Origin of the sequence: Shewanella sp. 8A, from assembly GCF_023475945.1 — a bacterium.
Taxonomy (GTDB): domain Bacteria; phylum Pseudomonadota; class Gammaproteobacteria; order Enterobacterales; family Shewanellaceae; genus Shewanella; species Shewanella xiamenensis.
The window spans coordinates 47,283-60,833 of sequence record NZ_JAMDJP010000007.1; the positions used below are offsets into that span (position 1 = coordinate 47,283).

Consider the following 13,551-nt stretch of genomic DNA (forward strand, 5'->3'; position numbering starts at 1 on the left):
CAGACATAACCTGTTTGGCTATCTTTTACCTCATGCATTGATGACAAAAAACGTGAGGCGAGTATGTGTAAGTAGGTTATTTACGGTAAATATCAAATACGGATTATAAAATTCCGGTCAAACTTTTTGGGAACACGTAATCCTTTTTTTTGGGCGAGAATTCTGTTTACTATGCGATTTTACTCAAGCAGTAGATGCAAAATACTCCCTCTAATTTATACAGGCTCTCTGGAGTGATTGGGTTTTTCTTGGTTGAAAGATTCAACGAGGAAGAGTGCATCAGTTCAAATTTTTATAACCAAAGTTCAGGTGAGGCAAAGATTAAATTTTCTGCAAAAAAGCACTTTGCGAAACAAAGCTGTAGCAAATGTGTGTACAATTTATTTATAATTGTATCTTGCAGTTTATATGGATATTTACATGCCTTTGCTTACTTTGCCCCTGACCTTTAAATCTAACCAATGTGGCTGGAATAAAACAACAGCACCAATCCCTACAATAAATTGTCCAATAAATAAGCAAAATGCGGCAATCCAGATTTGCTACGTTGAAGTGCTGGTGTCTTTGACGCACAGGTAGCCAGTTTAAGCCGACCTTTGATTACTTGATCGAAACACACAAATTACACACAAACTATTAATACTTGAAGGTTATCATCATGCTCGTCAGTCAAAAAAAATTCGCGACTTATTTGAAAAAAATGCAGGAGTTGTTAAACGACCAGGAATTTACTTTCGATCAAACTTTACTTCCTAAAGTGATGGAAACGGAGCTTGTTGTCCCCGTGATCGGCGCTTTCAGTGCAGGTAAGAGCTCACTTCTAAATGCACTGATAGATAATGAAGTATTACCTGTGGGGATTGCTCCTGAAACTGAACTGGCTACTGAATTGCGTTATTCATCTGAGCCATACCTTCTGGCTATCAGAGCTGATGGCTCGCAGGAGCGCTTTGAGGTCGAAGCATTAAGCTCGATTAACCGTCGATCAAATGAATTTACCCATCTACGCCTTTATCTAAACAGTGAAGCGTTAAGAGCCATCGCCCCGCTTGTGCTGGTTGACATGCCTGGGTTTGGATCTTCACTAGAGAATCACAATAAGGCGATTTCTTACTATCTGCCGCGTGCCGTGCATTTTGTTGTTTTAACAAGTATTGAGGATGGCAACATCACTCTGTCGATGCTGCGTAAACTTGATGAATTGAAAACCTACAATACCGACTTCACTTTCTTGCTGAGCAAATGTAACCTTCGCGCGGCTGATCAGGTTGATGAAGTGCTAGCTTACATCAATGACCAACTCTCAGTTTACTTTGGTCAGCACCATACCGCAGTTGCAGTTGGTAATCGTGGTGGAGATGAGTTGGCTCAGGCGCTGATGTCCTTGCAACCTGAAGTAATGTTTTCAAATTTGTTTATTGATGCCCTCAAAGATCAAAACTTCGATCTACAAGCTCAGATCAATTTAGCGCTGAGCATGCTCAAGAAGGACAAAGCCGCAAGCGAAGAAACGGCTCGTTCACTCGAGCATGCACTGACTAAAATAGTAGAGCAACGCAAGGATGTTGAGTCCGACCTCAAGGAGCGATACTCGGGCAAAATACTCGACAAGTGCCTGCGAAACGTAGATAAAGCGCTCAATGACTCTCTAGAGGAGTTGGCATCTCTTAGTAAAAACCAACATGCACTGTCTGGCACTCTCTCCGACATTATTCGCAACAGCTTAGCCTGCACTATCAAGTCAGAACTCCAGGAGGTTTCTGATAGCATGGTAGACCGTATAGCCAGTGATTTGATTACGACCAGTAATCACATGTCTGAACTTGATATTAATAATAACTGGAGCGAGGAACTCACTGCTAAAGTGAAGTTCTCGCTTGAACGCACCACAGAAATGTTGAGTGACTGGTCGAAACGACTAAACGACAGTTCCGAATCAAAAAATGGCGATGGTAAAGTGTTGTACCGCACCCTCTCGACTGTACTGGCAGTCACTACCACAGTGGTTAACCCAATACTGGAACTTGTCATCATCTTTTTGCCTGAAATCCTCAAGATGTTCAATCGCGGTAATGAGCGCGAGAAATTCCGGCAGAAGCTGGCAGGGGATGTATTCCCTGGTATCAAAGCTGAACTGCGAGGAAAAATGCCAGCAGTTATCGATGAGCAACTCAATGCCCTGCTGAAAAAAATCAGCGAAGGTTTTGAAGAGCAGATCAACAAACAAAAACACATCATTGATACTTTCAATCAGCGTAATCAGCTACAAGAAGCACAGCTCAGCGAAAAAACCACCGAACTTGAACATCTTGCTAACGCCGCAAAAAGCATTGCCAACGAATATCTGTATAAATAAGGTTTGTTACTCATGGAACGTAGAAAATTAGTCGCCTTCAGCGAAACGCTTCACAAGTTAGCTGACAGTCATCAAGACCTGTTTGGCACCGAACTGGCGCAGTTTAAGCGGATGAATGCCATCGACAGCCCGCAACAACTTGAACAGACCTTTCAAGCAGTGCAAGAGCAAAATAGGCTGATGAATATCGGCATCGTCGGACGCGTGAAAGCAGGAAAATCGTCTTTGCTAAATGCGTTGATCTTTGACGGCGAGCCTATTTTGCCAAAGGCTGCAACGCCTATGACCGCTGCGCTTACAACAATTACCTGGGGTGAAGCATTCCAGGCGAAGGTCGAGTTCTTCAGTGAAAAGGATATCAGCATTATCAAAAATAAGGCTGAACAATATAAAACTCGTTTAGACAAACGCACTCAGGAATGTTTGGAAGAGCTTATAAAACGTCGCTCAAAGCAACAACCCCACGGCTCACCAATCAGCGATAATAAAGAGCTTATCAATATGGCTAGTCGAAGAGCACAGAGCGAACTGCAGCGCGAAGAAGCACTGTTTGCAGCTTACGATCAGTATCAACGCATGCAAAGCTCGGGTTCCGCACGTTCTCCCCAGAACTTCCAAAGCGATATTCAGGCCAATAACCCCAAAGAACTAGCTGAGCGCTTGCATGAATACGTTGGTGCTAAGGGCGAGTTCATGCCATTTACCAAAAGCGTGCATGTCTTTATGCCGCTCGAAGCACTGCGCGACATTTGTATCATTGACACGCCGGGGATGAATGACCCAGTGCAGTCCCGCGAAGAGCGAACCGTTGAATTACTAAAAACCTGCGATGTGGTGTTTATTGTTAGTCCTGCTGGGCAGTTCCTCAATGAACAAGACCTGGAAGTGATGGGACGGATTACGCAAAAACAAGGGATTCAGGAGCTAGTACTGATAGCAAGCCAAGTGGATACACAACTGTATGGCAGCGAAAAACGCGCACGCCTGAGTGATGCCTTAAATAACATCCGCGACCAACTTTCGGTGCGAGCTCAAAGTACGCTGGCAGCCCTCAAACAGAGTAACCCCGAAGTCGGCAGCGTATTTGACAATCTGATCAACTCTGCGCGCAGTAATTTATTGCATAGTTCTGGTTTGTGTCACAGCTTGAACCGTCGCTTTGATACCCCTGAAAGTTGGGATTCCAATGAGAAAACAACCTGGGAAAACCTAACTGGCAATTATGCTGACTACTTTAACCGCGAAAATTCGACGCTGTCACTTAACAGCCTAGACAGTCTAGCTAACATTGCTGCAATAAAAGACGTGCTCGCTCAGGTACGTGAAAAGAAAGCCGCAATTATCCAAGACAAACTCGCTAACTTGAGCATCAGTACGCGCAAGAGTTTACAAGCATTTCAACATCAGCTTATCAGCTTGGCTAGCAACCAAATAGCGCTTATCAAAAACGCCGATGTTGAACAGCTTAATGCGCAGCTCAACGAGCTTAAATACAAGCAATCTGAACTGGCATTAGAGTTGGATCCCTGCTTCAACGAAACTATGTTCGAATGCCACAAGAAGCTGCGTGACGAAATGCGTAAAGTTGCCAGCAATCTGCGTCGAGAGTCCAAAGATATGATGGAAAATGCCGAAAGCGCTTACTCCGAAACCCGCACTATCGATAACGACGGTCTTGGCAGCTGGTTTGCTAGGATACTGTGGGGCGGTGGCACCACAGAGGTGAAAGTCTGCAAGCTCATTACCAGCCATGTCGAGTCAACGCTTATCGACTTCATCAATGACATTCAGTATGAGCTGGGCGCCAAGGTTGAAGGCTCCCGCTACATGCTGAACAAGAAGCTCAGCGAAAACCTGACGCCCAAGATCCGCGAAATCTTGGAAAAAGACACCAATGGGCAAATGATTAAGCAGGCAATTCTTTCGGTCATTCAAGCCATTCCGGACGATAACTTCAACCTAGGCATCGAACTGCCCGAGGAACTGAAAAATCGTGGGATACTCAAGGACTCCGAGGCCGTGAAGTTCAAAGATGTTGCCGACGACTTCGTGGGCTCGCTGGGCGGCAAGGTGGAAAACAAAATCAGCACCTTTATCGACAATGTCAAACTCAATGCTCCCACTAGGATTTCTGACTCATTTGTTAATGAAGTCCAGCGCAAAATTAACGCGCTCAAGGACCAGATTAACCATGCTGCACAAACAATCGACCGACTGAAACGTTTGTTGCGCAAGTGTGAGGAGGTAGTACTGTGACCCAAGCTCCTAGAATCTTTGAACAGGCGTTGCCAGCGCTTGAAGCGCTTTCACGGTTTTGGTTATTTCAGCGCAAAAAACTGGCGGCAGAACTGAGGGCACATCTAAATGATGCCCAAAGCAAGTTTGATGGTCTGTACGACACCAACCAGCAACTGACTGAGCAGTGTATTGAACTAAAGCTTTCTCATCAGCATCTGCAGAACAACTACCAAGACATTAATCAACAGCATTTATCGCTGACAGAAAAATTTGAGCTGATCAGTGCAGTATTGGCGCAGCAGCCACCGCGTAATGATGCACTGGCGGCATTGACAACTTTGATTGACAACGATTTTATGGACTTTGCCAATCGCGAGTCGTCACTTGCCGATGAAGCGCAAGCTATACTAGCAATGCAAGCAATTCTGGCAGAAATACGCATGGTGAATAACTTTCCCAGCATCGCTGGGAAGACGATTGTGAGTATTGCTGGTGGCTTTAGTAGCGGTAAGTCGGCGTTTGTAAACAGTTTCATTAAAGGGCAAGACGTTCAATTGGCTACGGGGATAAACCCGGTGACTGTAGTTCCCAGTTATGTCGTTTGCGCTGATGAAACCAGAATTAAAGGCTATTCATACAATGGTGGTTCTATTCATTTAAAACCAAGTATCTATAGCGCTATGTCTCACGAATACGTTAAAGCTTTTGGTTTCGATCTCAGGCGTATACTGCCATTTATCAGCGTTAATGTACCTATGGAAGTCGAGCTTTTTGACAACTTATGCATAATCGACACCCCTGGTTATAACCCCGGAACATTCGGTGGCTCGGCTGCAGCGGATCGTGCCACTGCCGCATCACTGATCAAGCAGGCATCTGCATTGATTTGGGTGATAGGCCTAGACCCTGCGGGAACTATCACACAGTCCGATATTGAATTTATTCAAGCCACACCGTTTAGTGACAGTTTGTTGTACATTGTACTGAACAAGGCTGATGTAAAATCTGAAGATGATATTGAATTAATCATGCAACAGGTTGCTGATGATTTGTATTTTGCAGGTATCGGCTTCGCTGGAATATGTGCTTATTCATCTACACGCAAAAAAGAGTATGCAGTTAGTGGACAAAAGCTAACAGAGTTTCTGCGTTCTATTAACCACAAAGTTGATATCGTCGGCCAAATCGGCAACAAGATCGATGATGTATTTGATAAATATGAGCGAGCACTTCAGGCTGACCTTAAGCAACAGGAAGAGCATGCACGTAAGTTCAATGACTTCAAGCTTGATGCGCTGGAGATAGGTGGAACAACGCTATACGATCGTGTTGATGAGGCATTCCCTATATCTGGACAGATGCTTGATTCTTCAGAACTCGAACAATTGCTGACTGAATGTGAAGATCTTCGACAAAAACTTAAACTTGCTGCGCAAAAAAGCATTAGTCTAGGTTAATGTTAAGACTTGTTTGAATAACAATATGTGTAAGTGGCCTATATGCTAAATCGCCACTTACACAAACAACCTAACAATGTTTTATTTTTTAATTACTTATAAAAATGAAAAATTAAACAGTGAGTAAATCTTATATGCCATTTCCTCCTAAACCATACAAACTTGTTTGTCCTAAATGTCAGTGGAGTTCAGTTAGGGCACCTAAAAGTGATGTTTTGTTACCTAACGATTTACGAAAAGAATGCCCAGAGTGTGGGTGTAAAGATATAAAAAGAGTACAGCCATCAATAGTTGAAAAGCTAAAAGCAAAATTACTAAGTCCATTTTAATTTTGTAAAATAAACAATTGCAAATCATGGTTAATACAAAGTCTATTTTTCTAGTTTTTACAATAGTAGAGATTCAGGTAGCAGTAAGAACATTATTAGATAGTGAACTAATAATGTAGTGAGTTGGGCATTGTTCAATGCAAGAATTTATTATTTATAAATTAAGTATGTTATTGTAATTATTGTTTTTGAGAAGGTTTTTATGTGAAGTTGTAGATGTCGCTTTTTATTTTTCTGGCTCAATGTTGACGCATAGTGAATAACGACTAATATAAGACAGATGAGACACTCATGAGGTGATGCTATGCCAATACCTGTCACAATTGCTGATGATTCTTTAATGTCCAGAAAAGCGGTAAGACGAGCTTTACCGGAGGACTGGGATGTTGAGATCACTGAAGCGTGCAATGGAAAAGAGGCCCTAGAAGCAGCTAATTCAGGTAAGGCTGAGGTACTATTTCTTGACCTGACCATGCCTGAACTTGATGGATTTGGAGTACTTAAATGTCTTCATGAACAACAATCAAAGACGGTTGTGATTGTGATAAGTGCAGATATACAGCCAGAAGCTAAATTGTTAGTTGATTCCCTAGGTGCTTTTCGTTTCTTACAAAAACCGTTACAACCCGCACAGTTAAGAGAAGCACTTTTCGATGTGGGGCTAATATGAACATGTTGCTATCTGAAGAACAGCGAGACGCGCTCCAGGAATTGATGAATATTTCTATGGGGCAAGCAGCTAATTCACTTGCTCGTTTAATCGAAGCGAAAATTACACTATCAATTCCTAAAATCAGTGATGTTACTCCTGAACAATTTGTCTCTATGCTATCGGACGAGGCAATGTGGTACACACGCCAATCATTTTTAGGCAGTATTAAAGGTGAAGTTATTTCAACGCTATCTAAGCAGGGCTGCGATGCGATTGGTACATTAATGGAGTATGAACTGCCACTTACTCAAGACCGGTTAAATGAATTGTTATTAGAACTTGCTAATATTTTAGCTGGTGCATGTTTAACCGGATTTGCTGAGCAACTTTCATTAAACGCAAAGTTAAGTATGCCGACAATGTACAATGCGGCTAGTCAGCATTACCACTATAGATGGGCAAGTACTTTAATGATGGAGGTTGAGTTTAAAGTGGAAGTGAGTCAGTTTGACTCAAAAGTTGTGATCTGTTTGGAAGAGGCATCAGTTCAAACTTTATTAGCGAAACTACAGCAGCTGTTGGAGTAATTATGAGTCAGTCACAGCTATTGCAGAAGCTTACTTCACGCTTACCACTTGGAATTTGTGTGGTTGATGAGTTTTATCAAATTATTTACTGGAATGAATTTTTTACCGATAGATTGTCAACCGATAATAAGTCAGTTACACACGAAAATAACTTACTCACGTTATTCCCTGATGCCGCAAAATTTCTTCAAAAAAAAATTAATAGCGTTTTTGTGCTTAATAATGCCAGTTTCTCATATTGGGAACATCGTCCACATGTATTTGACTTTAGTAGCAGTCGGCCTATTACAGGTGAAGAAACTGCTATGTACCAAAATATTGAGTTTTTCCCGCTCGATATAGAAAATAATCAAGTGAAAACAGTTTGTTTAATTGTGCAAGATGTAACTGAGCTTGCAAGTTATTACCAAGCACAAAAATGCCTTTCTGAACAATTGGAACAAGAGCATACAGCACTGAGTCTTCTCAATAAAAAACTAGAGGCTGCTCAGAATCAATTATTACAATCTGAAAAAATGGCCGCAATTGGGCAGTTAGCTGCAGGTGTTGCTCATGAAATTAATAATCCAATTGGTTTTGTGAATTCAAATTTACAAAGCTTACAAGATTATAATGATAAGTTATTGAAATTACTTAGCTTTTATCAAAAACTAGTACATAAGATTGGGTCTCCTCCTTATTTTGCACTTGAACAAGATATGTTGAAGCGACATCAGTTTGAATTTATATGCTCAGATTTACCTGATTTAATCAATGAATCGATTGAGGGATTAGATCGCGTTGCCGTAATAGTGAAAAGCCTCAAGTCTTTTTCTCATGTAGATAGTAGTGAATGGCAATATGCTAATGTAATAGAGGGTGTTGAAAATACATTAAAAATTGCTGCTAACCAAATTAAATATAAAGCTGTTGTTCTTCGTAATTTCCAGGATAATTTGCCAGAGCTATATTGTCAGCCAATGCAGCTTAATCAAGTATTCCTTAATTTGTTAGTTAATGCTGCGCAAGCTATAGAGGAAAGAGGTGAAATATCTATCGATGTAAGTGCGACAGAATCAGAATTTGTGATTGTTATTCGTGATACTGGTTCTGGTATTGCAGCACAAGATATACGTAAAATATTTGAACCTTTTTACACCACCAAACCTGTCGGAACAGGCACAGGGCTTGGTTTATCATTATCCTACAGTATAGTTCAAAAGCATAAAGGTGAGATTAAAGTCACTTCTACTTTAGGTGTGGGCACTTCTTTCACTGTGATATTACCAATCTTAACTCCTGCTGATGTTTTTGAGTGTTAGGTCTGACTCATGTGTTATCATTGATATTATATCCTATTATTTTTCATTTTCAGCTAAAAGTGCATCCGTTATAGCGGTTGACAATTCGTTGATTTCATCTAGGGTTATCATTCGATTTTTTAGTTGCACATTGAGATGAGCCGCACATGACGATATATTGCTAAGCCCTAAACACGCACTTGTTCCTTTTAGCTTATGTAATTCATGTCCTAACTTTTTTACTTCTCCATCATTGATAAGTTGCTTTAATAAAGACAATGTATTAGGTAAGGTTTTTAGATATTCAATTGTTAAATCATTATCTAATATGTCATCTTCTTTTTTTTGCTTATTATATGTTGATTGGTTTTCTCCCAGAAAATATTGCAAGGTATCAATGATCTGTTGTTTGCTAAAAGGTTTTGTGATTTTTTTGTTGAAAGGGCTATTTTTTTCACTGTCATCATAAAAAATATCAGCACTTAATAATAATAAAGGAATATTTTTATTCATCGCACGTATTGTATTTGCAGCGGTAAGTCCATCGATAACTGGCATTTGTTGGTCTAATATGATCAGATCGTAATGTTTTAGAGATGCTAATTGTATTGCTTCTTCACCATTGACACCAAAATCTATACTTATTCCTGTATCTTTTAGGTAAATGGCTACTAAGTCTCTAATATCCTCTACATCATCAACAAATAAGATGCTTTTCTTTTTCCAGTCTATGATTTCATTTTGAATAATGTTGATTTCATCATGCGTTATGGCAACATTATTAATTAATTTTTCTGCGGGTAATGTGATAGAGAAACAAGACCCAATCCCAACTGTACTATGCATATTAAGTTGTAAAGACATAGCATTAGCTAATTGTTTGCTGATAAATAATCCTAGACCTGTTCCGCCATAATCTCTACTGGTACTGGAGTCTGCTTGAGTAAATGCATGAAATAAACTTGATGCTTGTTCAGATGAAATACCAATGCCGTTGTCGATAATTGCAATATATAACTCATTTTTATCTGTTATGTTCGCAACTAATTTTATAGTACCTTTTTGCGTGAACTTTACTGCGTTACTAATAAAATTGAGTAATATCTGCTTAAGTCTATAAGGGTCTGTTTTTATATATTTAATATTTGATAGATTAATGTCTAACTGAGTGGTTAAATTTTTCGAATGTGCTAAAACAGTTAATGCATCACTTAAGCTGTTTAAAAGCGGTTCAATAGCAAACGATTGCTCAGCTATAGTCATTTTTCCTTCATCAATTTTAGCCGCGTCTAAAATGTCATTAATGATACTTTGAAGGTGAGATATATTTTGTTCAATTTTGCAAAGAGCAGTATGTACTTCACCATGGGTAATGGGTAAAATTTGTTCAGTGAAACCTTTAATTATCGTTATTGGAGTACGAATTTCATGGCTCATATTAGCAAGGAATCTAGTTTTAATTGCCGCTAGATGATTTGCTTTATCGCGCTCTTCTTCTAATTCTCTTGTTCGTTTTTCAACTCTTTCTTCTAACTCTTCATTAAGAAGTCTTACCTCATTCATTGATGATATTGTTGCGTTGTGAGCACCAGTTACTCGTCGTTGCATATTTATAAAGCTATGCGCTAAAGTGTCAATTTCAAGCGCCGATTGAGTAAGATTCAATACTTTGCTATTTAAGGTTTTGCCATCCCATTGCTGAGTGTAATCTACCAATTGCTCCAATGCCTGTGTGTAGTTTTTTACAAATCTTTTTGATAGTCTAACAGATGTTTCTAATATTATAGTGATTAAGGCTAGAGCAAGAAAAAAATAAATTGAAAGTTTTATGAAGAGATCGTTCGTGTCAATGAAAAAATATAACTTCCAACCAGTTAAACCTATTTTTTCATTGATGATAAAGTGATGCGCATCTTTGCTAAATGTAATAGGATTAAGTGGGTTGAATATACTTTTTCTTAAAAATTTTTCTTTCATCGGCTCGCTATCTTTAGGTCGAGTCCAGACACTGCCGATATCACCACTTACATTGTTTCCCCATACTTTTCTTCCCGATTTATCTATGAGTATACGATGTGAAATACTATCATTATGTTTATCAAATAATGTCAGTAATGAATTAAGTTTTATTGCTAATTGTAGAACACCATCAAATTTATTTTCTCTTATTATAGGTGTGCTTACAGCAAATAATTGATCATCTCCGAGTGTTCTTCCTTTGAAGGTATCACTTATAAAAGATGTTTTTGTTTGTTTTACCAAATAAAAATAGGGACGATCTGCAACGTTTAAGTTGCCGAGATTGTTTTTGTTAGCATCAACTTTGTAGAAATCTCTAACAATACCATTATTATCTGTTACAAGTGAAGATATAAATTCTGGAGATTGTTCCACAAGAAGTTTTAAAGTGTTTTTGGTAACTTGTTTTTCTGTTGTATTAACAATAGTTTCAATCTTTACGATGTAATCTTTTAGTTTTAACTCAATATTGTCCTTAAGAGAGTTAACTTCATTTTGATAATGAACCATTTGTTTCACAAGTTCTAAACTCGTTAGTCCATTGAGACCAAGTGTAATCAGTAATGTTGCAGGGATTGCTGTGTATAATCCGACTCTAAAAGATAGTTGATGTTGCAATGACTGTTTTCTTAATTGCTCATTATTAACATATAATGCAAGGAGTAAACGTGCAGCTTTTATACTCCAAATAAATAATGCCGTTGATAAAGAGCAATATATAATCAAAAAGGATAAATTATCCTTTATAGCTTCCAGTGAAAACATTTTTATAACGAGAATAGCTGCTAAAAAATAAATCACAGAAATTTGCGTTGTGTTTGAGCTATTTTTTTTAATATAAATATTAAATAATACGACTTGTATAAGGCTTAGTATTATAGCAATAAAAGAGGGGAGTGGAGATGCAACAAAAACAAAACATACTAACGCCCACAAGGGACCTAAACGTGCAAGAATCAATAAAGCTGCCACATTGCCTACATTGAGAGGTACTACAATTGGAACGGTTACAACTGATAAATTAGCAACCAATCCAATGATAATACAATATAATAAGAATAATATTCGATGTTTCTTAATGGATTTATTATGTCTTCTAATTATTGCTAGCATGGCTAGACTCCGGTAGACCTATAACAAATTTTGTGCCCGAAGGCCCTGTGTAGTCAAGAGTAATAAATCCATTGTGTTGCTCTACTATAGCTCTTGATATTGATAGCCCTAACCCAGTACCTTCACCAATTTCTTTTGTTGTAAAAAAAGGTTCAAAGATATGTGGTATATCAGTCTCATGTATACCGTTCCCATTATCCTTTATTTCAATGTTTACCCAATGATTTATCTTCGTGATATCTATTTCAATTAATCCTTTTTGATGTTTTATTGAATAATAGGATTTGTTTATAATATTTAATATTACTTGACTTAGTCGTGTTGTGTTTCCTTTGACTAATGCACTTTCTAAATGATGAGTTAAATTTATTTTTATGTGTTTTTTTAGATTGACTTTAGCTATCTTTACCGTATCTTCAACAAGCTTTACTATGTTTATAGTTGATATGGTTTGTTCATCTGGATGTGAGAAGTTACGTAGGTTTTTAATAATATCTCTCGCACGTCTAGCACCTTCTTGACTTTTATTAATTAATTCAATACTGTCTTTTAATATAAAATCAAGCTTGTACTTTTTAACGGACTTATTAATTTCTGGATATGTATTGTTTACTTCGCTTATGAATGAGTTGATATCTTTTAAGTACACATCAAGCATGTTAAAGTTGCTATAAATAAATCCTAGTGGGTTATTCAATTCGTGGGCAACGCCGGCTGCAAGTTGACCAATTGCCGCTAATTTTCCTTGTTTCGCTAAACTGTTTTCAATTCTTTTTTGTTGTGCAAATAAACTTTCGCGTTCAGCTGCAATATGGCGATAGTCTCTCAATGTGAGTGTGTTTGCGATAAAACTACAGTAGTTTGATATGATAGTTTTCGCTCCAGAGTTAAAGCTATAGGGCTCTTTTTTTAGTAAGATGATTGCATAATCACTGTTGTTAAATTTTACAGGCTGAATTAATGCTGATGTCGCTTGGGGCAATAGGCGTTTTAGTGTGCTTGACCAATTAGAGGTAGAGTCTAAATTGATCACTGTTGTTTCTCTAAATTCAAATTTTACAGTTTTAGTATTTTCGAATGTAATGTGTTTTCCAATTATTTCCTCATGTGTGCATGCTAAAATACTCAGTTCAGTACTTTCTGGGTTGCAAGTTACGATTAATTGAAGATCAGGTTTTAACTCCTGTTTGACTAGTGAAAATAAGACGCTAAAGGGCATAGCTTGGTCTATGTTTTCCGTCAAAGCTTGCATCGATTTTGAAATTAAATTATTGAGTATTTTAAACTCTAATAATTCCTGATTTTCTGCTCTTAATTGTATCAGCAATTGCTGTTGGTCATTTTTATTCATTCAATAGTCCAAATTGCACAGCTAACTTTATAAGAGTATTAGTCGTTTTGACACAGTTGAAAGAGAGCACGTATGTCAACGTTACAAATGCTAATGGAAGGGATGAAAGTTAGCTTTGTATCAACACTGAGTATAGCTTCGTTTAGCTTGCCAATAATCACCTCAATGG

Annotated in this window: 8 protein-coding genes; 6 read left to right on the forward strand and 2 right to left on the reverse strand. The window is 38.4% G+C overall.

Translation table 11 applies throughout. The features are described from left to right. Positions 1 to 658 precede the first annotated feature (658 nt). The 6 genes from M0413_RS07140 to M0413_RS07165 all read left to right on the forward strand — a co-directional run bounded on the left by M0413_RS07140 (position 659) and on the right by M0413_RS07165 (position 8,920). Positions 659 to 2,356, forward strand: coding sequence for a dynamin family protein (locus M0413_RS07140; protein ID WP_249553619.1), 1,698 nt, complete (start codon positions 659 to 661; stop codon positions 2,354 to 2,356). Between the two features lie 12 nt (positions 2,357 to 2,368). Further along, complete coding sequence (locus tag M0413_RS07145; RefSeq protein ID WP_249553621.1) at positions 2,369 to 4,612, forward strand: dynamin family protein; 2,244 nt, start codon at positions 2,369 to 2,371, stop codon at positions 4,610 to 4,612. Further along, positions 4,609 to 6,051, forward strand: coding sequence for a dynamin family protein (locus M0413_RS07150; RefSeq protein ID WP_249553622.1), 1,443 nt, complete (start codon positions 4,609 to 4,611; stop codon positions 6,049 to 6,051). The genes M0413_RS07145 and M0413_RS07150 overlap by 4 nt, the downstream gene beginning before the upstream one ends. Before the next feature lie 633 nt (positions 6,052 to 6,684). Further along, positions 6,685 to 7,050: a response regulator gene (locus M0413_RS07155; protein WP_037419128.1), complete on the forward strand. Its 366-nt coding sequence runs from the start codon at positions 6,685 to 6,687 to the stop codon at positions 7,048 to 7,050. Beyond that, on the forward strand, positions 7,047 to 7,619 hold the full coding sequence (locus tag M0413_RS07160) for a chemotaxis protein CheC (RefSeq protein WP_037419126.1): 573 nt from the start codon (positions 7,047 to 7,049) through the stop codon (positions 7,617 to 7,619). The genes M0413_RS07155 and M0413_RS07160 overlap by 4 nt, the downstream gene beginning before the upstream one ends. Positions 7,620 to 7,621: 2 nt before the next feature. After that, complete coding sequence (locus M0413_RS07165; protein WP_249553623.1) at positions 7,622 to 8,920, forward strand: sensor histidine kinase; 1,299 nt, start codon at positions 7,622 to 7,624, stop codon at positions 8,918 to 8,920. A gap of 36 nt (positions 8,921 to 8,956) precedes the next feature. On the opposite strand, the gene M0413_RS07170 is transcribed toward M0413_RS07165, so the two are convergent. Further along, on the reverse strand, positions 8,957 to 12,031 hold the full coding sequence (locus tag M0413_RS07170) for a hybrid sensor histidine kinase/response regulator (protein WP_249553624.1): 3,075 nt from the start codon (positions 12,029 to 12,031) through the stop codon (positions 8,957 to 8,959). Then, the gene (locus M0413_RS07175; RefSeq protein ID WP_249553625.1) at positions 12,015 to 13,382 is read right to left on the reverse strand and encodes a sensor histidine kinase; all 1,368 of its coding nucleotides are present in this window, start codon (positions 13,380 to 13,382) and stop codon (positions 12,015 to 12,017) included. The genes M0413_RS07170 and M0413_RS07175 overlap by 17 nt, the downstream gene beginning before the upstream one ends. Between the last annotated feature and the right edge of the window lie 169 nt (positions 13,383 to 13,551).

Bases quoted from the DNA above. Each gene is read 5' to 3' on its own strand.
- M0413_RS07140 (WP_249553619.1), top strand. From the start codon at position 659: ATGCTCGTCAGTCAAAAAAAATTCGCGACTTATTTGAAAAAAATGCAG.
- M0413_RS07145 (WP_249553621.1), top strand. From the start codon at position 2,369: ATGGAACGTAGAAAATTAGTCGCCTTCAGCGAAACGCTTCACAAGTTA.
- M0413_RS07155 (WP_037419128.1), top strand. From the start codon at position 6,685: ATGCCAATACCTGTCACAATTGCTGATGATTCTTTAATGTCCAGAAAA.
- M0413_RS07160 (WP_037419126.1), top strand. From the start codon at position 7,047: ATGAACATGTTGCTATCTGAAGAACAGCGAGACGCGCTCCAGGAATTG.
- M0413_RS07165 (WP_249553623.1), top strand. From the start codon at position 7,622: ATGAGTCAGTCACAGCTATTGCAGAAGCTTACTTCACGCTTACCACTT.
- M0413_RS07170 (WP_249553624.1), bottom strand. From the start codon at position 12,031: ATGCTAGCAATAATTAGAAGACATAATAAATCCATTAAGAAACATCGA.
- M0413_RS07175 (WP_249553625.1), bottom strand. From the start codon at position 13,382: ATGAATAAAAATGACCAACAGCAATTGCTGATACAATTAAGAGCAGAA.